This is a genomic window from Microbacterium sp. NPDC055442, from assembly GCF_053644215.1.
Window position 1 is genome coordinate 44,881 of the sequence record NZ_JBSHLF010000005.1, and the last position, 23,684, is coordinate 68,564.

The 23,684-nt window shown below is 70.0% G+C and carries 22 protein-coding genes; 17 read left to right on the forward strand and 5 right to left on the reverse strand.

Features of this window, described 5'->3' with window-relative positions; translation table 11 throughout:
* Window position 1: 1 nt before the first annotated feature.
* The 11 genes from hpt (at window position 2) to lysS (ending at window position 10,662) form a co-directional block, all read left to right on the forward strand.
* Window positions 2-553 (forward strand): hypoxanthine phosphoribosyltransferase, encoded by a 552-nt coding sequence (hpt, locus tag ACWIBS_RS12250; protein WP_376128808.1) that lies wholly within the window; start codon window positions 2-4, stop codon window positions 551-553.
* Between the two features lie 249 nt (window positions 554-802).
* Complete coding sequence (gene ftsH, locus ACWIBS_RS12255; protein WP_376128807.1) at window positions 803-2,812, forward strand: ATP-dependent zinc metalloprotease FtsH; 2,010 nt, start codon at window positions 803-805, stop codon at window positions 2,810-2,812.
* Between the two features lie 9 nt (window positions 2,813-2,821).
* On the forward strand, window positions 2,822-3,412 hold the full coding sequence (folE, locus tag ACWIBS_RS12260) for a GTP cyclohydrolase I (RefSeq protein WP_376128805.1): 591 nt from the start codon (window positions 2,822-2,824) through the stop codon (window positions 3,410-3,412).
* Window positions 3,409-4,245 carry a dihydropteroate synthase gene (folP, locus tag ACWIBS_RS12265; RefSeq protein ID WP_376128803.1) on the forward strand — a complete coding sequence of 279 codons (837 nt, stop codon included), beginning with the start codon at window positions 3,409-3,411 and terminating at the stop codon, window positions 4,243-4,245. The genes folE and folP overlap by 4 nt, the downstream gene beginning before the upstream one ends.
* Window positions 4,218-4,595: a dihydroneopterin aldolase gene (folB, locus tag ACWIBS_RS12270; RefSeq protein ID WP_376128801.1), complete on the forward strand. Its 378-nt coding sequence runs from the start codon at window positions 4,218-4,220 to the stop codon at window positions 4,593-4,595. The genes folP and folB overlap by 28 nt, the downstream gene beginning before the upstream one ends.
* Window positions 4,592-5,122 (forward strand): 2-amino-4-hydroxy-6-hydroxymethyldihydropteridine diphosphokinase, encoded by a 531-nt coding sequence (gene folK / locus ACWIBS_RS12275; RefSeq protein WP_376128799.1) that lies wholly within the window; start codon window positions 4,592-4,594, stop codon window positions 5,120-5,122. The genes folB and folK overlap by 4 nt, the downstream gene beginning before the upstream one ends.
* On the forward strand, window positions 5,119-5,610 hold the full coding sequence (locus ACWIBS_RS12280) for a DUF3180 domain-containing protein (protein ID WP_376128798.1): 492 nt from the start codon (window positions 5,119-5,121) through the stop codon (window positions 5,608-5,610). The genes folK and ACWIBS_RS12280 overlap by 4 nt, the downstream gene beginning before the upstream one ends.
* Before the next feature lie 196 nt (window positions 5,611-5,806).
* Entirely contained in the window at window positions 5,807-6,307 is a 501-nt protein-coding gene (locus ACWIBS_RS12285) for a PH domain-containing protein (RefSeq protein WP_376128878.1), read from the forward strand.
* Entirely contained in the window at window positions 6,304-8,292 is a 1,989-nt protein-coding gene (locus ACWIBS_RS12290; protein WP_376128797.1) for a PH domain-containing protein, read from the forward strand. Before ACWIBS_RS12285 ends, ACWIBS_RS12290 begins: the two co-directional genes overlap by 4 nt.
* Window positions 8,289-8,966: a DUF2520 domain-containing protein gene (locus ACWIBS_RS12295; RefSeq protein WP_376128795.1), complete on the forward strand. Its 678-nt coding sequence runs from the start codon at window positions 8,289-8,291 to the stop codon at window positions 8,964-8,966. Before ACWIBS_RS12290 ends, ACWIBS_RS12295 begins: the two co-directional genes overlap by 4 nt.
* Window positions 8,967-9,138: 172 nt before the next feature.
* Window positions 9,139-10,662 carry a lysine--tRNA ligase gene (lysS, locus tag ACWIBS_RS12300; RefSeq protein WP_376131237.1) on the forward strand — a complete coding sequence of 508 codons (1,524 nt, stop codon included), beginning with the start codon at window positions 9,139-9,141 and terminating at the stop codon, window positions 10,660-10,662.
* A gap of 12 nt (window positions 10,663-10,674) precedes the next feature.
* On the opposite strand, the gene ACWIBS_RS12305 is transcribed toward lysS, so the two are convergent.
* Window positions 10,675-11,811, reverse strand: a complete 1,137-nt coding sequence (locus ACWIBS_RS12305; protein WP_376131235.1) for a DUF4192 family protein — start codon at window positions 11,809-11,811, stop codon at window positions 10,675-10,677.
* Between the two features lie 135 nt (window positions 11,812-11,946).
* Here ACWIBS_RS12305 and ACWIBS_RS12310 point away from each other — a divergent pair, with 135 nt between their 5' ends.
* The 5 genes from ACWIBS_RS12310 to ACWIBS_RS12330 all read left to right on the forward strand — a co-directional run bounded on the left by ACWIBS_RS12310 (window position 11,947) and on the right by ACWIBS_RS12330 (window position 16,812).
* Entirely contained in the window at window positions 11,947-12,183 is a 237-nt protein-coding gene (locus ACWIBS_RS12310; RefSeq protein ID WP_376131232.1) for a hypothetical protein, read from the forward strand.
* A gap of 94 nt (window positions 12,184-12,277) precedes the next feature.
* Complete coding sequence (cls, locus tag ACWIBS_RS12315; protein ID WP_376131240.1) at window positions 12,278-13,699, forward strand: cardiolipin synthase; 1,422 nt, start codon at window positions 12,278-12,280, stop codon at window positions 13,697-13,699.
* A 137-nt stretch (window positions 13,700-13,836) separates the two neighbouring features.
* Entirely contained in the window at window positions 13,837-14,577 is a 741-nt protein-coding gene (locus ACWIBS_RS12320) for a hypothetical protein (protein ID WP_376131230.1), read from the forward strand.
* A gap of 24 nt (window positions 14,578-14,601) precedes the next feature.
* Complete coding sequence (locus ACWIBS_RS12325; RefSeq protein WP_376131227.1) at window positions 14,602-15,357, forward strand: hypothetical protein; 756 nt, start codon at window positions 14,602-14,604, stop codon at window positions 15,355-15,357.
* Between the two features lie 459 nt (window positions 15,358-15,816).
* A complete protein-coding gene (locus tag ACWIBS_RS12330; RefSeq protein WP_376131224.1) occupies window positions 15,817-16,812 on the forward strand; it encodes a hypothetical protein in 996 nt (331 codons plus the stop codon).
* Window positions 16,813-17,342: 530 nt separating this feature from the next.
* Here the strand turns inward: ACWIBS_RS12330 and ACWIBS_RS12335 are convergent.
* From ACWIBS_RS12335 to ACWIBS_RS12345, 3 genes are read right to left on the reverse strand one after another with little or no spacing between them, the layout of a single operon-like run.
* Complete coding sequence (locus ACWIBS_RS12335) at window positions 17,343-17,573, reverse strand: helix-turn-helix domain-containing protein (RefSeq protein WP_376131221.1); 231 nt, start codon at window positions 17,571-17,573, stop codon at window positions 17,343-17,345.
* A gap of 37 nt (window positions 17,574-17,610) precedes the next feature.
* Complete coding sequence (locus tag ACWIBS_RS12340; protein WP_376131218.1) at window positions 17,611-18,213, reverse strand: hypothetical protein; 603 nt, start codon at window positions 18,211-18,213, stop codon at window positions 17,611-17,613.
* Complete coding sequence (locus ACWIBS_RS12345) at window positions 18,213-18,815, reverse strand: hypothetical protein (protein WP_376131215.1); 603 nt, start codon at window positions 18,813-18,815, stop codon at window positions 18,213-18,215. Before ACWIBS_RS12345 ends, ACWIBS_RS12340 begins: the two co-directional genes overlap by 1 nt.
* 183 nt (window positions 18,816-18,998) lie before the next feature.
* Here ACWIBS_RS12345 and ACWIBS_RS12350 point away from each other — a divergent pair, with 183 nt between their 5' ends.
* Window positions 18,999-21,524, forward strand: coding sequence for an ATP-dependent Clp protease ATP-binding subunit (locus ACWIBS_RS12350; RefSeq protein ID WP_376131212.1), 2,526 nt, complete (start codon window positions 18,999-19,001; stop codon window positions 21,522-21,524).
* Between the two features lie 124 nt (window positions 21,525-21,648).
* Here ACWIBS_RS12350 and ACWIBS_RS12355 read toward each other — a convergent pair whose 3' ends face one another.
* Window positions 21,649-23,646, reverse strand: coding sequence for a metallophosphoesterase (locus ACWIBS_RS12355; protein ID WP_376129677.1), 1,998 nt, complete (start codon window positions 23,644-23,646; stop codon window positions 21,649-21,651).
* Window positions 23,647-23,684: the final 38 nt, after the last annotated feature.

A 23,684-nucleotide genomic window follows, 5' to 3' on the forward strand; every position in this document is an offset into this window, starting at 1 on the left:
CATGCGGGCTGCGGACATCCAGAGCGAACTGACCGAGATCCTCCTCACCCAGGAGGAGATCCACGAGAAGCTGCAAGAGGTCGCGGATCGCGTCGCAGAGGATTACGCCGGCAAGGATCTGCTGCTGGTCGGTGTACTCAAGGGCGCCATCATGGTCATGGCCGACTTCTCGCGGGCGCTGCCGATGACGGCACCGATGGACTGGATGGCCGTGTCCTCGTACGGCACGGGCACGAAATCGAGCGGCGTCGTCCAGATCCGCAAGGACCTCGACACCGATCTGCACGACAAGCACGTGCTGATCATCGAGGACATCATCGACTCGGGCCTGACCCTCAGCTGGCTGCTCGAGAACTTCGAAGCTCGTGGTGCGGCATCCGTCGAGGTGTTCGCGCTGCTGCGCAAGCCCGAGGCCGCGAAGGTCGAGGTGCGCTGCAAGTACGTCGGGTTCGACATCCCGAACGAGTTCGTCATCGGCTACGGCCTCGACTACGCCGAGCGCTACCGCAACCTGCGCGACGTCGCGATCCTCGCGCCCCACGTCTACAGCTGACGCCAGTCGAGAGCGATGCGCGGGCCCGCGCATCGCGACCCTTCGACAAGCTCAGGGACCGGGCGGGCTCAGGGACCGGGCGGGGTCAGGGGCCGCGACAAGCTCAGGGGCCGGTGGGTGGGGTACGCCGTGGGCGAATGCACAGGATCGGCATAGCGTGCCCGCGATACCCTGAAAACACTGTCGCGGGGACACGTGCGCCCTTTTCGACGGTTCGTTCGACGAAAGGGACCGGCGCTCGCCGTCACCATGAAGGCCAAGAAGCTCACCCGCAATCCGTTCGTGTACGTCGTGCTCATCGGCGTGCTGCTCATCGTGGGCTTCACGCTCATCTCGAGTCTCGGCGGGGCGAAGCAGATCACGACGCAGCAGGGTCTCGAGCTTCTGCGCGGCAGCACCGTGACCGAGGTGACGACGACCGACGGCGACCAGCGCGTCGACATGGCGCTGTCCAAGCCCTTCGAGGGCGCGAACGACGTGCAGTTCTACTACGTCTCCGCCCGTGCCGACGAGGTCGTCTCGGCGATCAACGCCGCGAACCCCAAGGACGGCTTCAACGACGCCGTCCCGCGAGCGTCGTGGTTCGACGGCATCCTCTCGCTGATGATCCCGATCCTGCTGCTGGGTCTGCTGTTCTGGTTCCTCATGTCCAGCGCGCAGGGCGGCGGGTCGAAGGTCATGCAGTTCGGCAAGTCGCGTGCGAAGCTCGTGACGAAGGAGATGCCGCAGGTCACGTTCCAGGACGTCGCCGGCTCGGATGAGGCGCTCGAAGAGCTGCAGGAGATCAAGGACTTCCTCAAGGACCCCGCGAAGTTCCAGGCCGTCGGAGCCCGGATCCCCAAGGGCGTGCTGCTGTACGGCCCGCCCGGAACGGGTAAGACGCTTCTCGCGCGCGCGGTCGCGGGCGAGGCCGGCGTGCCGTTCTACTCGATCTCGGGCTCGGACTTCGTCGAGATGTTCGTCGGCGTCGGCGCATCGCGCGTGCGCGACCTGTTCACGCAGGCGAAGGAGAATTCCCCCGCCATCATCTTCATCGACGAGATCGACGCCGTCGGCCGTCACCGTGGCGCCGGAATGGGCGGCGGGCACGACGAGCGCGAGCAGACGCTCAACCAGATGCTCGTCGAGATGGACGGCTTCGACCCCAAGGTCAACGTCATCGTCATCGCGGCGACGAACCGCCCCGACATCCTCGACCCGGCTCTGCTGCGTCCGGGCCGCTTCGACCGCCAGATCGGCGTGGACGCCCCCGATCTTCAGGGCCGCAAGCGCATCCTTGAGGTGCACGGCCGCGGTAAGCCGCTCGCCGACAGCGTCGACCTCGAGGTCGTCGCCCGCAAGACTCCCGGCTTCACGGGCGCCGACCTCGCGAACGTCCTCAACGAGGCGGCACTGCTCACGGCGCGAAGCAACGCCCAGCTCATCGACAACCGCGCGCTCGACGAGGCGATCGATCGCGTGCTCGCCGGCCCGCAGCGGCGCACCCGCGTCATGAAGGACAAAGAGAAGCTGATCACGGCCTACCACGAGGGCGGCCACGCGCTCGCGGCCGCGGCGATGAACCACACCGACCCGGTCACGAAGGTCACGATCCTCCCGCGCGGCAAGGCGCTCGGCTACACGATGGTGCTGCCGCTCGATGACAAGTACTCGATCACACGCAACGAGCTGCAGGACCAGCTCGCCTACGCGATGGGCGGCCGCGTCGCCGAGGAGATCGTCTTCCATGACCCCACGACCGGCGCCTCGAACGACATCGAGAAGGCGACGGGCATCGCGCGCAAGATGGTGACCGAGTACGGCATGACGATGGACGTCGGACCGGTCAAGCTCGGACAGTCGTCGGGCGAGGTCTTCATGGGCCGCGACATGGGTCACGGCCGTGACTTCTCGGAGCGCATCGCCGAACGCGTCGACGCCGAGGTGCGCGCGCTCATCGAGCAGGCGCACAACGAGGCGTACGAAGTGCTCAACGCCAACCGCGACGTGCTCGACAAGCTCGCCCTCGAGCTGCTCGAGAAGGAGACGCTCGACCACCTGCAGCTCGCCGAGATCTTCAAGGACATCAGGAAGCTGCCGCCCCGCCCGCAGTGGCTCTCGAGCGAGCAGCGGCCCGTGTCGCAGCTGCCGCCCGTCGACGTGCCTCGCCGCCGCGAAGACGCGGGGCTCGCGGCATCCGTCGAGTCGGATCCGCAGGCCGCCGCCGAGAAGTCGGCGACGCGCCGTCCTGCCGGTCAGGCGCGTCCCGCGACCGCGTAGGCTCGCGGCGTGGCCGTCGATCGTGAGCGCGTCGCGGGTCTGGTCCGCGAGCTTCTCGAGGCGATCGGGGAGGACCCCGATCGTGCGGGCCTGCGCGTGACGCCGCAGCGCGTCGCCGACGCGTACGCCGAGTTCTTCTCGGGAGTGGGGCAGGATGCCGCCGCGCCGCTCGCGCACACGATCTCGGTCGCACGCGGGCCGGCACCGGACACCCTGCCGTCCGGTGCCGTGATGCTGCGCGACATCCGCTTCCGCTCGGTGTGCGAGCACCACCTGCTGCCGTTCCGCGGGCGCGCGCACATCGCGTACCTGCCCGGGGAGCAGGTCGTGGGCCTCGGCGCATTGCCCAAGGTCGTCGACATCCTCGCATCGCGCCCGCAGGTTCAGGAGCGTCTGGGCGAGCAGATCGCCGACACGATCTCGGGGTCGCTCGACACGCGCGGCGTGCTGGTCGTGCTCGACGCGTCGCACGAGTGCGTCACGATGCGCGGGGGGCAGCAGGCGGATGCCACGACCGTCACGATCGCGGCGCGCGGCGAGTTCGCCGATGCCGCGGCCCGCACCGAGATCATGGTGCTCGTGGGGGCGACGCGCGAATGACCCTCGTCATGGGGATCGTCAACGTGACCCCCGACTCGTTCAGCGACGGCGGGCGTCACCACGACGCCGATGCCGCGGTCGCGCACGGTCTGCGGCTGCTCGCCGAGGGCGCCGACCTGCTCGACGTGGGCGGCGAGTCCACACGTCCCGGCGCGGAGCGCGTCGAGGCCGCCCTCGAGCGCGAGCGCGTGCTGCCCGTCGTCGCGGCGCTCGCCGAGGCCGGCGCCATGATCAGCATCGACACCCTGAACGCGTCGACGGCGCTCGCGGCGATCGATGCCGGAGCGCGCATCGTCAACGACGTCTCGGGGGGCCTTGCCGACCCCGACATGCTCGCGGCCGTCGCCGCGACCGACACCGACATCGCCCTCGGGCACTGGCGCGGACCGTCGGCCGACATGTACGCGCGTGCGACCTACGACGATGTCGTGGCCGATGTGCTCGACGAGCTGCGCGAGCGGGTCGCGGCGGCCGGTGCCGCCGGCATCCCGCCCGCGCGCGTCATCGTCGACCCGGGCATCGGGTTCGGCAAGCGCGGCGCGCAGAACTGGACCGTGCTGCGCGCCACCGAGCGTGTCGCGGGGCTCGGGCACCGTGTGCTCATCGGCACGAGTCGCAAGGGATTCCTCGCCGAGACGCTCGCGACGGACTCGGACGCGCCGATCGGGCAGGAGCGCCGCGACCTCGCGACAGCCGTCACGAGCGTGCTCGCGGCACAGGGCGGTGCGTGGGCCGTGCGCGTCCACGACGCCGCGGCGACGCGCGATGCCCTGCGCATCGCCGCCGCGTGGGAAGGAGACGATCGATGGACGCCGTCGACGAGATCACGCTGACGGGAGTGCGCGCGTTCGGGCGCCACGGGGTGTATCCCGATGAACGCCGCGACGGGCAGGAGTTCGTCGTCGACGTCACGATGAGGGTGGATGCCGCGCGCGCGGCCGCGTCGGACGACGTGGCCGACACCGTGCACTACGGCGAGCTCGCCGAACGCCTCGTCGAGATCGTCGAGGGCGACCCCGTCGATCTCATCGAGACCCTCGCGAGCCGCATCGCCGACGACGTGCTGGCGCACGATCTCGTGCAGGGAGTCGTCGTCACGGTGCACAAGCCGAACGCGCCGATCACGGTGCCGTTCGCGGATGTCTCCGTCACGGTGCGCCGCGGAACGTCGGGATCACGATGAGCCGCCGTCTCGCGCAGGGCATCGAATCGGCCCCCGCCCCCGCCGGGCCGACGGTCGACGCCGTCGTGGCCCTCGGCGCGAACCTCGGCGACCGCGCCGCGACGCTCGCCAAGGCGATCGAGGGGCTCGCTCGCCTTCCGCTCACGGGCGACGTGCGGGCGTCTGCCCCCGTCGAGTCCGTCGCCGTGAAGCCCGAGGGTCCGGATGACGCCGCGCCCGCCTACCTCAACGCGGTCGCGCTGCTGCGCACCCGGCTCGCGCCCTCGGTGCTGCTGTCGTACCTGCACGCGATCGAGGCAGCGCACGGCCGCGAGCGTCGCGCGCGCTGGGACGACCGGACGCTCGACCTCGACCTGATCGCCTACGGCGACCTGGCGAGCGACGACCCGCAGCTGACGCTGCCGCACCCGCGGGCAGCCGAGCGCGACTTCGTGCTCATCCCGTGGCTCGCGGTCGCGCCCGATGCCGTCCTGCCCGGCCGCGGTCGCGTCGACGAACTGCTGGCACGCCTGCGGGGGCGGGCGTGAAGCGCACGGGCGCGGGCGTCCTCATCGGCGCGGCTGTGCTGGGCGCGGCGAGCGGATTCGCGCTCGACCAGGCGCTCACGGCCGCGGGCCGGCCGACCTTCACGCCCGCCGTGACGCTGCCGATCCTGCTCATCTGCCTCGCGGGGCTGGTGCTCGCCCTGGCGATCCCCATCCGCCGCGCGACGCGGGGGGCGACCGGGGTCATCGTGAATCCGTTCCGCGCGCTGCGCACCGCGATGCTCGCGAAGGCGTCGAGCATCGTCGGCGCCGCGCTCGGCGGTTTCGGCGCCGGTCTCGGCGTCTTCCTCGTGACCCTGCCCGTGACGCCCTCGCTAGGCTCGACGGGTACCGTCATCGCGACGGCCGCCTGCGGGGTGCTGCTCATGGCGGCAGCGCTCGTGGCGGAGCACCTGTGCACGATCCGGAAGGACCACGATGACGAACAGCCCGGAGGCGACGACCCCGGACTCGAACCCCGCGCACACTGACGCCGCACCCGCGACGCCGGTCGAGAGCGCGACGGCGGCGCCCGTTCCCGTCGCGGACGCGGAATCGGCTCCGAGTTCGGCGAGTGCTCCGGCCCCGGCGACCCGGGCCGAGCGGCGGGCTGCCGCCGCGGCATCCGAGGCCGAGAGTGTGCCGTACGGGCCCGACGCGACCCTCGACGAGGGCACGTTCGATCGCATCAAGGAGCCGCGCGCCGAGGGTCGGCTGCCGCTCGGCGACGGCACATGGCACCAGCTCGCACGGCAGTACGTGCGCGTGCAGCTCATCGTCACGGGGTTCTTCCTCGCGCTCGTCGTCGCCGCGATGCTCGTGCTCGGGCTCGTGCTGAACCAGGTCTGGGTGTGGATCCCGGGCGGCATCGGCACGGCGCTGCTGATCTTCACGCTCGTCATCACACCCCGTCAGGCCCGCTCGTACGGCTACCAGCTCCGCCGCGACGACCTCGTGTTCCGCCGCGGCATCCTGTGGCAGCGGGTCGTCGCCGTGCCGTACGGCCGCATGCAGCTCGTCGACATCACGCACGGCCCCCTCGACCGCGGATTCGGCATCGCCCAGCTCAAGCTCGTCACGGCCGCGGCCGCCACCGGCGTCACGATCCCCGGGCTGACGCAGGATGCCGCCGAGCGTCTGCGCAACACCCTGATCGACGTCGCCGAAACCCGCCGGACCGGACTGTGACGGGCATCCCCGCCGAAGGTCCGCCGCCCCCCGCCCGCCGCCTGGTGCGGTCGCCGCTGAGCGATGGCGAATGGCACCGGATGCACCCGCTCACGCCCCTGCTGCGCGGCGGGTTCGCCCTCGTCGTCGTGGCCGGCATCATCATCGCGAACTTCCGCGACCGGCTCATCGAGCTGTTCCTGCCCGCGATGGACGGCTACGGCGACTATTCCGGCGACCCCATCGACTGGGTGGTGTCCAACGACCTGCTGCTGGTGGCCCTGTTCGCCGTGCTCGGCGTCGTGATCCTGCTGATCGGGGTCTTCTACGTGTCGTGGCGGTTCCACACGTTCCGCATCACGGGCGATGACGTCGAGGTGCGCAGCGGCGTGCTGTTCCGCACGCACCGCCGAGCGCCGCTGGACCGCGTTCAGGGGGTCAACCTCACGCGCCCCATGATCGCTCGGCTGCTCGGGCTCGCCAAGCTCGAAGTCGTCGGCGCGGGCCTGGACTCCAACGTCAAGCTCGAGTACCTGTCGACGCCGAACGCCGAGGCCGTGCGCGCCGACATCCTGCGGCTCGCCTCGGGTGCGCAGCTCGGCGACGCCGCGCCGGATGCCGCCGGCCCGAGCGGATCGCGCGTCTCCGCCGCGGCATCCATCGTCAGTGCCGGCATCTCGGGGATCATCGACGGTGCGGACCAGTCCGACGTCGAACCCGAATCGGTCGTGCACATCCCCGTGGGGCGGCTCATCGGGTCGCAGCTGCTGAGCGGTTCGACCATCGCGCTCGTGCTCGCGATCATCGCGATCATCGTCGGATCGATCTTCGGTACGCCGTGGATCCTCTTCGGCATGGTGCCCGCCGCCATCGGCTTCGGGGCGTACTGGGCGCGCAGCATCACGCGGTCGCTGCGCTACTCGATCGCACCGACCTCGAGCGGCGTGCGCATCACGTTCGGGCTCTTCACGACCATCACCGAGATCCTGCCGCCCGGCCGCGTGCACGCCGTGCAGGTGTCGCAGTCGATCCTGTGGCGTCGGTTCGGCTGGTGGGCCGTCTCGGTCAACCGGCTGTCGGGCCGCAGCGCGACCGATGTCAATTCCGATCAGTTCGCGACGGTGCTGCCGGTCGGCACCCGTGCCGACGTCGAGCGCGTGCTCGGGCTCCTGCTGCCCGGGTTTCCGCAGGACGACTGGCCGCTCGTCATCGAGCAGGGGCTGCTGCGCCCGAGCGCCGACGACCCGTTCACCACGACACCCCGGCGGGCGCGTCTGCTGCGCCCCCTCTCGTGGCGGCGGAACGGCTTTCAGCTCACGCCGCACGCCCTCCTCGTGCGTCGCGGCGCCATCTGGCGCAAGCTCGGGATCTTCCCCCTCGCGCGTCTGCAGAGCGTCGCGATCGCGCAGGGTCCCGTCGACCGGCGCCTGCGGATCGCGAACCTGCAGCCGCACACGATCCTCGGCCCCGTCTCCGGGGCGCTCGGGATCATCGACCGCGATGCCGTGCTCGACGTGTTCGGCGAGGTGATCGCCGCGGCGAACGCGGCCGCCGCCGTCGACAGCAGTCACCGGTGGGCGGGGAGAGCGTCGGCCCTGGCGGACCAGGTCGCGGCGGAGTCGGCGGATGCCGGGCCCGGCACGTGGGCGCCCGGCGCCGGGGCGGGTGGACCGGTGGTCACGCCCGACGGCGGTGCGCCGACGTTCGCCGAGGCGGGGCCTGCCGCGGGTGCGGGGGCTGCCGCGGGTGCGGGGCCTGCCGCGGAGGCGGGGCCTGCCGAGGATGCAGGGTCGTCTCAGGGTGCGGGGCCTGCCGCGGAGGCGGGGCCTGCCGAGGGGGCCGGGTTGCCCCAGGCCGACGCGTGGGCGCCGGTCTCTGCCGTGGCGGCACCCGACCGCGTCGTGCCGGACTCCGCCGATGCCGCGGCTGTCGAGGTCAGCGCCGGCGAGGCCGAGGCGCAGGACGCGGCCGGTGCGGACGGCGAGGCCGAGGAGCCGCGCGCATGAATCGCGACGGCAGGCTCGGGGTCGGCATCATCGGCTCGGGTCGCGTCGGCCCGATCGTGGGACTCGCGCTCGCGGGCGCCGGTCACGCGCTCGTCGGGGTGACGCGCGGCTCGGACGACGCCCGCGTCGAGGCGCTCCTGCCCGGCGTGCCCCTGCTCGATCCGCTCGAGGTCGTCAGGCGAAGCGAGCTCGTCGTGATCGCCGTGCCGCACGACCAGCTCGCCGGTCTCGTGGCCGGTCTCGCCGACGTCGGCGCGTGGCAGGCCGGGCAGCTCGTGCTGCACACGGATCCGGCCGAGGGAACCGGCATCCTGGGTCCCGCTGTCGCCGGCGGCGCGATCCCGCTCGCGGTGCATCCGGCGATCGCGTTCACCGGCACGTCGATCGACCTGCGCCGTCTCGCGGGCGGCTTCGCCGCCGTCACGGCACCCGCGCCCGTGCTGCCGATCGGGCAGGCGCTCGCCGTCGAGCTGGGCTGCGAGCCCGTCGTCATCGCCGAGGCCGACCGGGCGGCGTACGCCGAGGCGATCGCGACGGCCACCGACTTCTCGCGCTCGATCGTGCGTCAGTCCACGTCGCTGCTCGCCGCCGTCGGCGTCGAGAACCCGGGCTCGTACCTCTCCACGCTCGTCCACGCGACGATCGACGACGCCCTCACCTCCGGCCCCGCCTGACCCCTTCCCGCGAGACTGCAACGGCGCGCCGAGACCGTGGGGTTCACCCGCAGTCTCGGCGCGCCGTTGCAGTCTCGCGGTCATTGGCCGGACGGGAGCGATGGGGGTCGGGCGGGACGGGGGCTTCGACGGCCGCGGATAGACTTGGCGGCGACTTCCGAGGAGCCCCGCCATGACCGAAACGCCCGTCGATCCGATCGACCCGGACGCCGAGCTCGCCGACGCGCACGAGCAGAAACTCGTCCGCCTCGCCAAGCGCGAGCGGCTCATCGAAGAGCGAGTGGATGCCGCGGGCGGGGCGTACCCCGTCGCGGTGCCCCTGACCGACACGATCCCGGCGCTGCGCGAGCGGTACGGCGACCTCGAGGCGGGTGCCGAGACCGGCGAGACGGCCGCCGTCGCCGGCCGCGTCGTCTTCAGCCGCAACACGGGCAAGCTGTGCTTCGCGACCCTGCAGTCCGGAGACGGCAGCCGCATCCAGGCCATGGTGTCCCTCGCCGTCGTCGGCGAGGACGAGCTGCAGCGGTGGAAGGAGCTCGTCGACCTCGGCGACCACGTCTTCGTCTCGGGAGAGGTCATCTCGAGCCGCCGCGGCGAGCTGTCGATCATGGTCGCCCAGTGGCGCATCGCCTCGAAGGCCCTCCTGCCGCTGCCGAACATGTACACCGAGCTGAGCGAAGAGAGCCGCGTGCGCAGCCGCTTCCTCGATCTCATCGTGCGCGATCGCGCGCGCGAGACGGTGCTCGCCCGGTCCAAGGTCAACGCGAGCCTGCGCGCGACGTTCGCCGGCCATGACTTCGTCGAGGTCGAGACGCCCATGCTGCAGGTGCAGCACGGCGGCGCCTCGGCCCGGCCGTTCGTGACGAACTCGAACGCGTTCGACACCGACCTCTACCTGCGCATCGCGCCCGAGCTCTTCCTCAAGCGCGCCGTCGTCGGCGGTATCGACCGCGTCTTCGAGATCAACCGCAACTTCCGCAACGAAGGCGCCGACTCCACCCACAGCCCCGAGTTCGCGATGCTCGAGGCTTACCAGTCGTACAGCGACTACAACGGCATCGCCGACCTCACACAGGAGCTCGTGCAGCAGGCGGCCGTCGCCGTCGCGGGCTCGACCACGGTCACCTGGGCGGACGGCACCGAGTACGACCTCGGCGGCGAGTGGGACCGCCTGCCGATGTACGGCTCGCTGAGCGAGGCGGCCGGCCGCGAGATCACGCCCGAGACGAGTCTCGACGAGCTCCTCGCGTTCGCCGCCGACGTGGGCGTCGATGAGCCGCCGCACGCGACCCACGGAAAGCTCGTCGAAGAGCTCTGGGAGCACTTCGTCAAGCCGAGTCTGACCCGCCCGACCTTCGTCATGGACTTCCCCGTCGACACGAGCCCCCTCGTGCGCGAGCACCGCACGATCCCCGGCGTCGTCGAGAAGTGGGACCTCTACGTGCGCGGATTCGAGCTCGCGACGGGCTACTCCGAGCTCATCGACCCCGTCATCCAGCGCGAGCGGTTCGTCGAGCAGGCCGTCCTCGCGGCGCGCGGCGATGTCGAGGCGATGCGCATCGACGAGGAGTTCCTGCGCGCTCTCGAGCACGGGATGCCGCCCACCGGCGGAATGGGAATGGGTATCGACCGCCTGCTCATGGCGATCACGGGTCTCGGCATCCGCGAGACGATCCTCTTCCCGCTCGTGAAGTGAGCTGACGCCGGTTCACGGCAGGGTGCGCCGGAACGCCCAATCCGGCAGGTGTCCCATCCCGACGAACGACAGCACGATCTCGGCGAGGCCGTGCTCGGGTTCGATGTCGGTCGCGCCGCGCGCGTAGCGGTCGGCGTGGGTCGAGTGTCCGAGCGCCCACGACAGCCATGCGGCCGTCGCGAGGGCGCCCGGCCGGTCGTGCAGGGGCGCCGTCGCGGCGACGCGGCGCACCACATCGAGCGCCCGAGAGAGGCGGGCCGGATCCGGACGCTCCCCCTCGCCCCACATCATCATCGCGAGGTGCGCCGGGTACTCCTCTCCGTCCTCCCACCGCAGCTGCGCGTCGAGCGCTTCGTCACCCGCCGACGGACCGCGGCACCACTGCACGAGCGCGATGTCCCGCAGGGCCGGCCGGCTGAGACACCACGCCAGGGTCGCGACCCGGTACGGCGCGAGGGCCGCGGCATCCCAATCGAGAACGTCTTCGAACAGCCCGGGCAGATCGTCGATCGCGCAGACGGCGGCGAGCGCCTGCGGATCGACGCGCGCATCGGCATCACCGGATGCCGCGGAGTCGGGTCCGCCCGCAGCATCGGGGCCGCACAGCACCTCGACGGCGCGCGAGAACGCGCCGACCGCCGCGTCGACCGCTTCGCGTTCGCCGTCGGCCACCGCGGGCAGCTCGGCGCCGCTGGACTGGTCGCCCGGTGCCACCGCGTCGGACAGATCGAGCTCGGCGAGGTCGCGGGGGTGGGCGTCGCCGTCGAGGTAGGGACACCACGCATCCGCGGCGACGCACAGCGCGTCGACGAGACGCAGTCCGCACGCGTCGGCGCGCCCCGCGAGCGCCGCGACGAGCCCGTCGTGCGGCAGCGCCGTGAGCGGGACGAGACGACCCACGTCCGCGTCGGTGTAGACGACGAGGGCGACGGCATCGGCGAGCGCGACGCGGCACGCCATGCCGATCACGGTCGCCGCGATGCGATCGACGTCTTCGTCGCCGTGGGGCAGGTCGAAGCGCATCGCTCCGAGCGTGCGGGATCGCGCGAACGGCACGACGACGAGGCTGAGCTGCGGCACGAAGCCGAGCATGCGGGGCACGAAGGACAAGAACTCCGCCGCATTCGCGGCTTTCACGATGGTCGTCATGCCGAGAGCCTCGCCACTCGGGCACACCGGCGGAGCCTCGTCGACGCATCTGTCGGCAACTCGCCCGCGGACCCCCGCTGTTGAGGAAGCGATGCCCGGGCCGCACGGCTGCGCGCGACGCGTATCCTGGACGGTATGGACAGCTACTGGAATGCCGTGATCTGGTCGCTGCTGCCCACGGTCGTCGTCGCGTTCGTCTTCTACGTCATCCTGCGCAGCATCATCCGCGCCGACCGCAACGAGCGCCGCATCTACGCGCGCGTCGAGGCGAAGGAACGCGCACGGCTCGGCCTGCCACCGCGCCAGGTCGTCGCCGAGCCCGCCGGGGCGGCGTCTGCGGTGCCCGGCGAAACGGCGCCGTCCGACCGCTGACCCACCCTCCCACTACGCTGGGCACGAGGCCGAGCGAAGGGGTGCCGTGGCGGTCAGCATCACATTCGACTGGACCTGGTGGGTCATCGCCGTCATGGTGATCGACATCAGCGTGCGCATCGCCGCGATCATCATCGTCCCCCGAAATCGCCGCCCGACCGCCGCGATGGCGTGGCTGCTCGCGATCTACTTCATCCCGCTCATCGGTGTCTTCCTCTTCCTCCTGATCGGCAATCCTCGGCTGCCGCGCAAGCGCCGCAAGAAGCAGGAGCAGATCAACGAGTACATCCGCGACACGAGCGAGTCGCTCGACTTCGGCACGCTGCGACCGCACGCCCCCGCGTGGTTCACCTCGCTCGTGACCCTCAACCGCAACCTCGGCGCCATGCCGCTGGCCGGCGACAACGCGGCGCACATCATCTCGGACTACCAGGAGAGCCTCGACACGATGGCCGAGGCGATCCGGGCCGCCGAGCGCTATGTGCACGTCGAGTTCTACATTCTCCAGTCGGATGCGGCGACCGACGACTTCTTCCGCGCGCTCGAAGAGGTCGCGGCACGAGGCGTCACGGTGCGCGTGCTGATGGACCACTGGGCCAACCGCGGCAAGCCCTTCTACAAGGCGACGATCCGACGGCTCAACGCGATGGGCGCGCACTGGCGGCTCATGCTCCCCGTGCAGCCGTTCCGCGGCAAGTACCAGCGCCCCGACCTGCGCAACCACCGCAAGCTGCTCGTCGTGGACGGCCGCGTCGCCTTCACCGGTTCGCAGAACGTCACCGATTCGACCTACAACCTGCCGAAGAACATCCGCCGGGGTCTGCACTGGGTCGACCTCATGGCCCGCATCGAGGGTCCTGTCGTCGCCTCGATCAACGCCGTGTTCCTCAGTGACTGGTACAGCGAGACCGACGAAGTCCTCACGGATGAGATCGACCTGTTCGACGTGCAATCCGGGCCCGGCGACCTCGACTGCCAGATCATCCCGTCGGGACCGGGCTTCGAGTTCCAGAACAACCTCAAGCTCTTCGCCGGGCTGCTGTACGCCGCGCAGCGCAAGATCATCGTCGTGAGCCCCTATTTCGTGCCCGACGAAGCACTGCTCCTCGCAATCACGACGGCGTGCCAGCGCGGCATCCATGTCGAGCTGTTCGTGTCCGAAGAAGGCGATCAGGCGCTCGTCTATCACGCGCAGCGCAGCTATTACGAGGCGCTGCTGCGGGCCGGGGTGAAGATCTGGATGTACCAGAAGCCGTTCATCCTGCATTCGAAGTCGATGACGATCGACGACGAGGTCGCCATCATCGGATCGAGCAACATGGACATGCGCTCGTTCGGTCTCAACCTCGAGATCTCGATGCTCGTTCGCGGCGAGGAATTCGTGCGCGAGATGCGCGACGTCGAGCAGCAGTACCGGGTACTCAGCCGCGAACTCACCCTCGAGGAGTGGATGCGCCAGCCGCTGCGTTCGACCGTCCTCGACAACCTCGCCCGCCTCACCTCGGCGCTGCAATAGGCACATTCCGGGTTTTTCGTGACCCGGGCGTTATGCACTTCCCTGAGATTCTTCGGCCGAGTGCGACACGATAGTGCTGACGGATGCCGCCGGTCGTGGCATCCGGAACTTCCCAGTCGCAGACGAAGGATCGTGTCATGACTCGCACCACCCGCGCGCTTTCCGCCCTTGGCACCGCCGTGCTCGCCGCCGGCCTTCTCGCCGGCTGCGCGACAGGGACCCCCGGCGGTGACGTGTCGGCGCCCGTCGGATCGGCGCCCTCCGCCGACGTCGACCTCGCCACCGACATCGAGGTGGATGCCGCCTGGCTCGACGGCGGACGCATGATCGGCATCGTGACGCAGGGCAGCTCGACGTGCGTGCCGACCGCAGAGGAGGCGACCTTCGCCAACGGCGTGATCGACGTGACCTTCGTCGAGCCCGACGCCGGCACACCGTGCACGCGCGACCTCGTTCCCCGCGTGACGCTCGTCGCGACGCCCGAGGGCGTCGACCCCACGCAGGATGTCGACATCCGCGTGACCGGTGAGAGCTACGTCGGCGACGCCGACCTCGACGGCGAGGCCGGGCTCGTCGTCGGCGGTGAGACCGACTACCTGCCCAGCGCCGGATGGACCGATGAGGACGGCCTGTTCGTCATCCTCACGTGGGGATCGTCGACGTGCGTGCCGGTGCTCGAGACGGTGGCCGCCTCGGGTCCCGCCGAGGTGACGGCGACCTTCGCCGAGCCCGAAGCCGACCAGCCCTGCACGATGGACATGGCACCGCGCGGGACCGTCGCCTACGTCGACGATCTCGACGAGGACGACGACATCTCCCTCGTGCTGCAGGGCGGCGAGTTCGACAACGTCCGCATCCCGATCATCGGCTCGGACTGAGCCCGTTCTGCAGAAGGAGCTTCCATGCGTCCCCTACGTCGTAGCCTGACCGCGGCCGGAATCGCCGCGATCGCCGCGCTCGCCCTCGCGGCGTGCGCCACCGGTGCGCTCGTCGAGCCCGACGGCGCCGACGAGTCCGTGCCCGGCGGCACCGAGACCGAGCAGGTCATGATCGAGGCCGCGTGGCTCGACGGCGGTCGCTCGATCGGCATCGTGACCGAGGGGTCGTCGACCTGCGTGCCGTCGGCGGGCGAGGTCACCCTCGAGACGAACGGCACGCTCGCCGTGACCTTCGAAGAGCCGGATGCCACGACCCCCTGCACGATGGACTACGCGCCGCGCGTCTCGCTCGTCGGCGTGCCCGACGGTGTCGACCCGTCGCAGAACCTGACGATCTCGGTCACCGGCGCCGGGTTCGACGGCGGCACGACGCTCACGGGCGTTCCCGGGCTGACCGTCGACGGTGAGTCGGACATGACGCCCAGCGCTGGCTGGACGAACGTCAACGGTACCTTCGTCGTGCTGCTGTGGGGCTCGTCGACCTGCACGGAGCACATCACCGCGACCGAGGTCACGGGTGCGGCATCCGTCTCGGCGTCTCTGTCCGGCATCCCCGCAGACAAGGCGTGCACCGCCGACATGGCCCCGAACCCCGTGCTCGCGTTCGCCGATGGGCTGCACGGCGTGGAAGACGTCGAGCTGACGCTCACGTCGCACTCCGCCGACGACCTGACGTTCCCGATCCTCGGCGTCAACGGCCCCAAGACCCCGATCGGCTGACCCCGGCGCTCGCCGCTGCGCCGGTGGGCCGCGCTGCGTGGCGGCATCCATTCTGCTCGTTTGCCTCAATCTGCCCGACCCTCGAGCGTGCAGCAGCAGGTTGAGGCAAATGAACTCGATGCGGCGATGTTCACTTGTCGCACTTCGTCGTGCACGGTGCGTGGTCCAGCAGAATGAGCCGAACGAAGGCCGGGCGCTGCCAGGCGTGCAGCACGATGTTCGTTTGCCTCACTTCGCGCTCCTCTCACGTGGAGCAGCGCAGTTTGAGGCAAACGAACAGAGAAGCTGAGCAGACACGCACGCTGAGCAGACACGCACGCTGATGCAGACACAGGAGCGCGCAACGGCGACCTTCACCGCCTCGGGCAGATGTCGTGCGGACCTGTGGATGGATCCGAACTCTCCACAGATCTGGCCACCGGCCACCGGGGAGCGCGTGGTCAGCCCCATCCTGGTTCCGTGTCTCCATCTCCGTTGCCCGAGGCCCTCGGCGACCCGTTCGCCGTCTCGTCCGCGCTCGCCCTGGGAGTCGGCGCCGGGCGCTTGCGCGGGCGCGATCTCGACACCCCGTTCTTCGGTGTCCGCAGCGGGACTCCTCCGCCGAATGAGAGGGGTGAGGCGAGCGTGCGCCGACGCGCCAACGCGTTCGCAGTCCGCATGCGCTCGACGGAGTTCTTCTGCCTCGTTTCGGCGTGTGCGCTGTGGGGCGCGCCGCTTCCGAACTGGATCTTTTCGGAACGGGATGCCGAGGGCTCGCACGCCGATCGCCCGCTTGATGTCGGCGTGCTCCTGCCCGCGCGAGCACCACGGGGGAGCGGCGTGCGTGGCCGATCGGTCAAGCCGGGCTTGGCGCATATCGTGACGGAACCGGCCACGGGGCTGCGCGCGACGAGTCCGGCTGCGACCTGGGCGATGATGGGCGCGCTGCTCAGCGTGGAGGACCTCGTCGTGCTCGGTGACTACTTCGTGCGCGAGCCGATGCGGCGGGAGGATCCGCCGGCGCTGACGACCGTCGACCAGCTGGCGGCGATGATGACGGCGGGCCGTCGGCGGGGAATTGCGGCGCTTCGCGAGTCGCTGCCTCTCATCCGCATCCGGTCGCGTTCCCGCCAAGAGACGCGCACTCGGCTCACCCTTGTCGACGGCGGCCTGCCCGAACCCGAACTGAACTGGCCGGTCGTCGTCGACGGGCGGATCGTCGCGCTCATCGATCTGGCCTATCCCGAGCTTCTCCTCGGGTTCGAGTACGAAGGCGAGCACCATCTGACAGACCCCGAGCAGTGGGCCACCGATATCACCCGGATCGAGATGCTCGCCGATCTGGGCTGGCGGATCATCCGCGTGGTCAAGAGCGACCTCAAGTCCGAGCGTGCGCCGTTTCTCGCGCGTGCGCGCGGGGCTTACCGCGCCCGCGCGAGCGCTTCCGAACGCGGCGGTCCTGCGGCATCCTGTTGAGTTGCCTGACTCTGCTCGTCGCGCGCTTGCGGGGGACAGTGTGGGGCAAGTGAGCGTCGGGGGCGTGCGTTCAGTTGCCTGAACCTGCTCATCGTGCGGTGCGGGGCAGCAGAGTGAGACAAGTGAACGTCGGGACGTGGGTCGAACTGCGAGCGTGCGCCCTTTCTCGCGCGTGCGCGCGGCGCGTACCGCGCCCGCGCGAGCACTTCCGGACGCGGCGGTCCTGCGGCATCCCCTTGAGTTGCCTGACTCTGCTCGTCGCGCGCCTGCGGGGGACAGAGTGGGGCAAGTGAACGTCGGGGGCGTGCGTTCAGTTGCCTGAACCTGCTCATCGTGCGGTGCGGGGCAGCAGAGTGAGACAGGTGAACGTCGGGGCGTGGGTCGAACTCCGAGCGTGCGGATGATCTGCGTCGGTGTGCGTTGGATTGCCTCAAGACGCTCGTTGTGCGGATGCGGGGCAGCAGAGTGGGGCAAGTGAACGCACGGGGGCGAGCCCGGGGATGCAAGGCAGCCGAACACCCGCGACGCCGTCAGTCGGCGCGGACCAGCAGGTCGCCGACCTCGCAGTCGAGCACGCGGCAGATCGCCGAGAGCGTCGAGTAGCGGATCGCGCGGGCCCGGTCGTTCTTGAGGATCGACAGGTTCACGACCGACACCCCGACGAGTTCGGAGAGCCGGGTGAGGGTCATGCCGCGCTCGGCGAGGAGCTCGTCGAGCCGACAGCGGATGCCGGTGGGGCCCTCGTCTTCGGCGGGGGTCATGCCGGCACCACCGCATCGCGTCGCACCACGCCCCGCATCAGACGAGCCCTGCCGTGTCGCGCTCGAGGCGCTGCATGTACCGGAAGACGTACGCGAGGATGATCAGCCCGAGCCCGACGAGGGGGATCGCAACGCCCCACGACGACATCGTCCACCCCGGCACGAGCACGTCGGGCACACCCGCATCCAGTTCGAACGCCGCCTGCATCGACCCGAAGCCCGTCGCCGCCGTCGCGAGCAGCGGGCCGAGCACGAGGGCGAACGCTCCCGCGAGGGTGACCCGGTAGAGCCCCGACGAGAACGGTCGACCCGAGGATGCCGCGAACATGAGCCATGCCAGCGCGCCGCCCACCGCGAGCGCGGTCAGCCCGAGCAGGGCGCTCCCGACGGCGAAGCAGGCCCGCGCGGCGGCGCTGAGCTGGTCGGTCGTCACGTCGACCGATGAGAACGTCGCGGCCGTGACGGGACCGGTAACGGCGGTCGAGGCGTCGGCGAGAAGGCTGAGGGTGAGCTCATGCGCCCAGATGAAGCTGCCGGCCGCGACGAAGGACTGCGCCGCGAGGGCGACGGTGAGAGCGACGACGAACCCGCCGACCACCTTCATGGTGATCCGGTCGACGCGGCTGGAGGTGACCGCCATCAGACGAGTCCTTCCGCATCGCGCTGCATGTGGTCGCCGCGCCGGAAGACGATGACGAGCACGCCGGCGGCCAGCGCTGCGATCAACGTGGGCGCACCCTCGACGAAGAGCGCGAACTGCTGGTCGAACGTGGAACCGAGCGCGGCGAACACCCCGTTGAGTCCCATCATCCGGAACCACGTCCCACCGAGGCTGCCGAAGAGAAGCACCATCGAGATCGCGAACAGCAGTCGGGTGTTGGTCCGGCTGAAGACGATGGCCCGCAGCAGGTTGCGGCACAGCAGGCAGGCCAGCACGATGGCGGCCAGCAGCGACGCCGAGAACAGCACGATGCCGGTCACGAGGACCGTGGCCGTGACCGGCGAGACACCTTCGGCGACGACCTGTGCCGTGGACACGACAGCGGGGATGCCGTCGGCGAGCGTGACGTCGCTCGCGGCGACGGGGGTGTCGGCGATGATCGCACCGGGCCGGCTGAACATGACGGTGATCGACTCCGAAGTGGCACGGACGACGAACACGGCGGCGAGGGCGGCGACGATGATCGCGGCCCACAGGTCGGACCGGTCGCGACGCGCCTGCAGATCGGGCTTCGTGGACATGACCTCTCCATATCGATAATCGTTGGTATCGAAAAACGATATGAAAGCGGATGCCGCGTGTCAAGGCCCGCCCGCGGCCGCGGCCCGCGCGCGCTATGCCTACGGCGAACACGGGCATGCGGCATCCGTGCCCTCGTTACCCTCGTGTGTAGGCGCCAGAGGAGCGTCTGTCCGGAGGAGACGATGTTCGAGAGATTCACGGACCGCGCCCGTCGCGTGGTGGTGCTCGCCCAAGAAGAGGCGAAGATGCTCAACCACAACTACATCGGCACCGAGCACATTCTGCTCGGGCTGATCCACGAGGGTGAGGGCGTCGCCGCGAAGGCCCTCGAGAGCCTCGGCATCTCGCTCGACGCCGTGCGCGAGCAGGTGCAGGACATCATCGGCCAGGGTCAGCAGCAGCCGACCGGCCACATCCCCTTCACGCCGCGTGCCAAGAAGGTGCTCGAACTGTCGCTGCGCGAAGCGCTGCAGCTCGGCCACAACTACATCGGCACCGAGCACATCCTGCTCGGCCTCATCCGCGAGGGCGAGGGCGTCGCCGCACAGGTGCTCGTCAAGCTCGGCGCCGACCTCAACAAGGTGCGCCAGCAGGTCATCCAGCTGCTCAGCGGCTACCAGGGCAAGGAGCCCGCGGGCGTCGCGACCGGCGCCGGCGAGCAGGCTCAGGGCTCGACGCAGGGCGGCTCGGCCGTCCTCGACCAGTTCGGCCGCAACCTCACGCAGGCTGCCCGCGACAACAAGCTCGACCCCGTCATCGGGCGCGAGAAGGAGATCGAGCGGGTCATGCAGATCCTCTCGCGCCGCTCCAAGAACAACCCCGTCCTGATCGGCGAGCCCGGCGTCGGCAAGACCGCCGTCGTCGAGGGCCTCGCGCAGGCGATCGTCAAGAACGACGTGCCCGAGACGCTCAAGGACAAGCAGGTCTACTCGCTCGACCTCGGCTCGCTCATCGCCGGGTCCCGCTACCGCGGTGACTTCGAAGAGCGCCTCAAGAAGGTGACGAAGGAGATCCGCACGCGCGGTGACATCATCGTCTTCATCGACGAGATCCACACCCTCGTCGGAGCCGGAGCCGCAGAAGGCGCCATCGACGCGGCATCCATCCTGAAGCCGCTCCTCGCCCGCGGTGAGCTGCAGACGATCGGCGCCACGACGCTCGACGAGTACCGCAAGCACTTCGAGAAGGATGCTGCGCTCGAGCGCCGCTTCCAGCCGATCCAGGTCGCCGAGCCCAGCCTCCCGCACGCGATCAACATACTGAAGGGTCTGCGCGACCGGTACGAGGCGCACCACAAGGTGCAGATCACCGACGGCGCGATCGTCGCGGCAGCCAACCTCGCCGACCGCTACGTGTCCGACCGGTTCCTGCCCGACAAGGCGATCGACCTGATCGACGAGGCCGGTGCCCGCCTGCGGCTGTCGATCCTGTCGAGCCCGCCCGAGCTGCGCGAGTTCGACGACAAGATCGCCGACGTGCGCCAGCAGAAGGAGCAGGCGTCCGAGGACCAGGACTTCGAGAAGGCCGCATCGCTGCGCGACGAGGAGAAGTCCCTCCTCGCCGAGCGTCTGCGCCTCGAGAAGCAGTGGAAGTCGGGCGACGTCGCGACCCACGCCGTCGTCGATGAGGGCCTCATCGCCGAAGTGCTGGCTCAGGCCACCGGCATCCCGGTCTTCAAGCTCACGGAGGAAGAGACCAGCCGTCTGGTCTTCATGGAGAAGGCGCTGCACCAGCGCGTCATCGGCCAGGAAGAGGCGATCGCGGCGCTCTCGCGCACGATCCGCCGCCAGCGCGCGGGGCTCAAAGACCCCAAGCGTCCGTCGGGATCGTTCATCTTCGCCGGCCCCACGGGCGTCGGAAAGACCGAGCTCGCCAAGGCGCTCGCCGAGTTCCTGTTCGACGACGAGGCCGCGCTCATCTCGCTCGACATGTCGGAGTTCGGTGAGAAGCACACCGTCTCGCGTCTGTTCGGTGCCCCTCCCGGGTTCGTCGGCTTCGAAGAGGGCGGTCAGCTCACCGAGAAGGTGCGCCGCAAGCCGTTCTCGGTCGTGCTCTTCGACGAGATCGAGAAGGCCCACCCCGACATCTTCAACTCGCTCCTGCAGATCCTCGAAGAGGGGCGTCTGACCGACGGTCAGGGACGCGTGGTCGACTTCAAGAACACCGTCATCATCATGACGACCAACCTCGGCGCGCGCGACATCGCGGGCGGCCCGGTGGGCTTCCAGGTCGAGGGTGACACGGCGACGTCGTACGACCGGATGAAGGGCAAGGTGCAGGAGGAGCTCAAGCGTCACTTCAAGCCCGAGTTCCTCAACCGCGTCGACGACATCATCGTCTTCCCGCAGCTGTCCAAGGTCGAGCTCGTGCAGATCGTCGACCTGTTCACCAAGCGCCTGTCCGAGCGCCTCCTCGACCGCGACATGACGATCGAGCTGTCGCAGTCGGCCAAGGAGAAGCTCATCGAGATCGGCTTCGACCCGGCACTGGGCGCACGCCCGCTGCGCCGGGCGATGCAGCAGGAGATCGAGGACCGCCTGTCCGAGAAGATCCTGCACGGCGAGCTCAACTCCGGCGATCACGTCAAGGTCGACACCGAGAACGGCGTCTTCCAGTTCGAGCACGGCCCGCGCGGCGAGAAGGTCGCCGTGGGCATCACCTCGGGCGGCGAGATCTCGGCGACGCCCGACCTCGCGATCGGGTCCTGACCTCCTGACGACAGAGCGGATGCCGCGTGCTCGAGCACGCGGCATCCGCTCTTCGTCGTCGGTGCCGACGCCGAAGGCCGGCCGTCTCGGGGGAGACGACCGGCCCCGGGTGGGTCGGACTTGGTCAGTCGACCGGGAAGAGCGAGACGTGCACGGCGCCCTGGTAGGTGCCCTGCTGTGCTCCGATGGGCGCCTCGAGCGTCACGTCGGCACCGAGGCGCGTCGTGCCCCAGCGCGCGTGGTCGTCGGCTCCGGCCAGCAGCTGCGCGCCGACGAGGCCTTCGCCGCCCGACAGCTTGCCGCTGACGGGCTGACCGGCGCGGGCGGTCGCCGCGTCGAGGACACGGGGGAACCAGCCGAGGTGCGACGACTCGATCGTGCCGCGGTGTCCGACGAGGTCGTCGAAGTTCACCGTGACGCTCCAGCCGGCAGCGTCGGTGCGCGTGTCCGTCACGCTCACGACGGGCAGCTCCGCGGCGAACGACCAGCGGTCGCCGTTGTTGACCGCCTCGCCGAGGGCGATCGTGTCGCTTTCGTCCGCGACGCTGAGGCTCAGCGCGCCTTCACCGAGGCTCGGGATCTCGGCCTCGACGACCATGTCGCCGCCGACCGGCTCGCCGCTGTCGCCGAGGCCCGTCGCGACGCGGCGCTGGATGCCCTCGGTGACGCTCTTCGAGCCGTCGGCGTGGCGGACGATCGTGAACGCGTCACCGGTGTCGCCGACCTGCAGGTCGGTGTTCGGGTTGGCGCCGCGACCGGTCTGGGCGACCACGGCCTCGTACTCGAGCGTCGTGGGGGTCACACGGATGCCCTGCGTGAGCGAGATGTGCTGGTACTTCGTCACCTGCGTCGCGCCGTTGTTGAGCCACACGTTCGTCTCGTCGGTCGCGAGGTTGTAGTGCTTCGGGCCCGAGTTCGACACGGCGAAGACGGGACCGTCGGTGGCGCCTTCGACGGCGTCCTCGTTCAGGTAGCCGCGACCGTAGGTGTGGTCGTGGCCCGAGAGCACGAGGTCGACGTTGTGCTTCTGGAAGATGGGCAGCCATGCAGCCCGCTGGAGCGGCTGGTTGCGGCCTTGCGAGACCGAGAAGGTCGGGTGGTGGAACGAGACGACGTCCCAGTTCGCCGTCGACTCCTCGAGCACGCGGTCGAGCCACTGCGACTGGACGCCCAGGTAGACCTGCTGCCACGCGGCGCTCTCGAGGTTCGGCAGGTCGACGCCGAGCGACGCCTCGACCGCCGACTGGCCGACGAGCTGCGAGTTCAGCTGGATGAAGCGCACGCCCTGGTAGTCGGTGTAGTACGCCTTGTCCTTGAGGTGGTCCACCGCGAGCTGCTGGTAGGCCTGCGTGCTCGCATCGGCCGCCGGGTCGACCGTCGGGCCGTTGTGGGCCGTGGTGAAGCTGGCGTCCCAGTACGACGCCGCGGCGTCACGCGAGTACTCGTGGTTGCCGGGCGCGACGAGCCAGTTCTCGCTCTGGCGTTCGCCGTCGGTGATCTCGAACCACTCGTCCCACTCGTTCTCGACCGAGTAGTTGATCAGGTCGCCCGACTGCAGCGTGAGCGCCGAGTTGGGGAACGCGTTCGAGGTGAAATCGACGATGGGGGTCCAGTACTGCGTCAGGTCGTTCTGACCGTCGGCGTACCACGTGAAGGTGTACGGGTCGGCGGCGGCGGACGCCGTCGTGAAGGTGTTCCACTCGTCGGCGATCTCGCCCGTGATGACGCGGTACGCGTAGCTCGCGCCCGGCTCGAGGCCCGTGAGCTCGGCCGCGAACGTGACGGCCGTCTTCGCGGCGTCGGCCGCGGCGGTCTTGACCTGGTTGTCAGCGCCGATGTACAGCACCTTCTTGGTGGCGGCGGTCACGGTCGTGACGTTGCCGGCGGCGTCGCGGACCTCGACCTTGGCGGGAGTGTCGGTGGCGACATCCACCGAGCGCCACGTCACCAGCTGCGACGTCGCGGGGTCGGCGGTCGGGTTGAGGATGACACGCTCCGGTGCGCCGATGACGGTGTCATCGGCTGCGACGGCGGCTGCGGCTCCGAAGGGGCTCGCGACGACGGCGGCGGTGAGGATGCCGGCGCACAGAGCGAGCGATTTCTTGCGGGTTCTGATGCTCATCGTGTTCTTTCGTAGAGGGCGGACCTTACGCACACGAT

Bases quoted from the DNA above. Each gene is read 5' to 3' on its own strand.
- folP (WP_376128803.1), top strand. From the start codon at position 3,409: ATGACCCTCGTCATGGGGATCGTCAACGTGACCCCCGACTCGTTCAGC.
- ftsH (WP_376128807.1), top strand. From the start codon at position 803: ATGAAGGCCAAGAAGCTCACCCGCAATCCGTTCGTGTACGTCGTGCTC.
- ACWIBS_RS12345 (WP_376131215.1), bottom strand. From the start codon at position 18,815: ATGTCCACGAAGCCCGATCTGCAGGCGCGTCGCGACCGGTCCGACCTG.
- ACWIBS_RS12295 (WP_376128795.1), top strand. From the start codon at position 8,289: ATGAATCGCGACGGCAGGCTCGGGGTCGGCATCATCGGCTCGGGTCGC.
- hpt (WP_376128808.1), top strand. From the start codon at position 2: ATGCGGGCTGCGGACATCCAGAGCGAACTGACCGAGATCCTCCTCACC.
- ACWIBS_RS12310 (WP_376131232.1), top strand. From the start codon at position 11,947: ATGGACAGCTACTGGAATGCCGTGATCTGGTCGCTGCTGCCCACGGTC.
- ACWIBS_RS12340 (WP_376131218.1), bottom strand. From the start codon at position 18,213: ATGGCGGTCACCTCCAGCCGCGTCGACCGGATCACCATGAAGGTGGTC.
- ACWIBS_RS12355 (WP_376129677.1), bottom strand. From the start codon at position 23,646: ATGAGCATCAGAACCCGCAAGAAATCGCTCGCTCTGTGCGCCGGCATC.
- folB (WP_376128801.1), top strand. From the start codon at position 4,218: ATGGACGCCGTCGACGAGATCACGCTGACGGGAGTGCGCGCGTTCGGG.
- lysS (WP_376131237.1), top strand. From the start codon at position 9,139: ATGACCGAAACGCCCGTCGATCCGATCGACCCGGACGCCGAGCTCGCC.
- cls (WP_376131240.1), top strand. From the start codon at position 12,278: ATGGTGATCGACATCAGCGTGCGCATCGCCGCGATCATCATCGTCCCC.
- ACWIBS_RS12320 (WP_376131230.1), top strand. From the start codon at position 13,837: ATGACTCGCACCACCCGCGCGCTTTCCGCCCTTGGCACCGCCGTGCTC.
- ACWIBS_RS12305 (WP_376131235.1), bottom strand. From the start codon at position 11,811: ATGACGACCATCGTGAAAGCCGCGAATGCGGCGGAGTTCTTGTCCTTC.
- folK (WP_376128799.1), top strand. From the start codon at position 4,592: ATGAGCCGCCGTCTCGCGCAGGGCATCGAATCGGCCCCCGCCCCCGCC.
- ACWIBS_RS12325 (WP_376131227.1), top strand. From the start codon at position 14,602: ATGCGTCCCCTACGTCGTAGCCTGACCGCGGCCGGAATCGCCGCGATC.
- ACWIBS_RS12350 (WP_376131212.1), top strand. From the start codon at position 18,999: ATGTTCGAGAGATTCACGGACCGCGCCCGTCGCGTGGTGGTGCTCGCC.
- ACWIBS_RS12335 (WP_376131221.1), bottom strand. From the start codon at position 17,573: ATGACCCCCGCCGAAGACGAGGGCCCCACCGGCATCCGCTGTCGGCTC.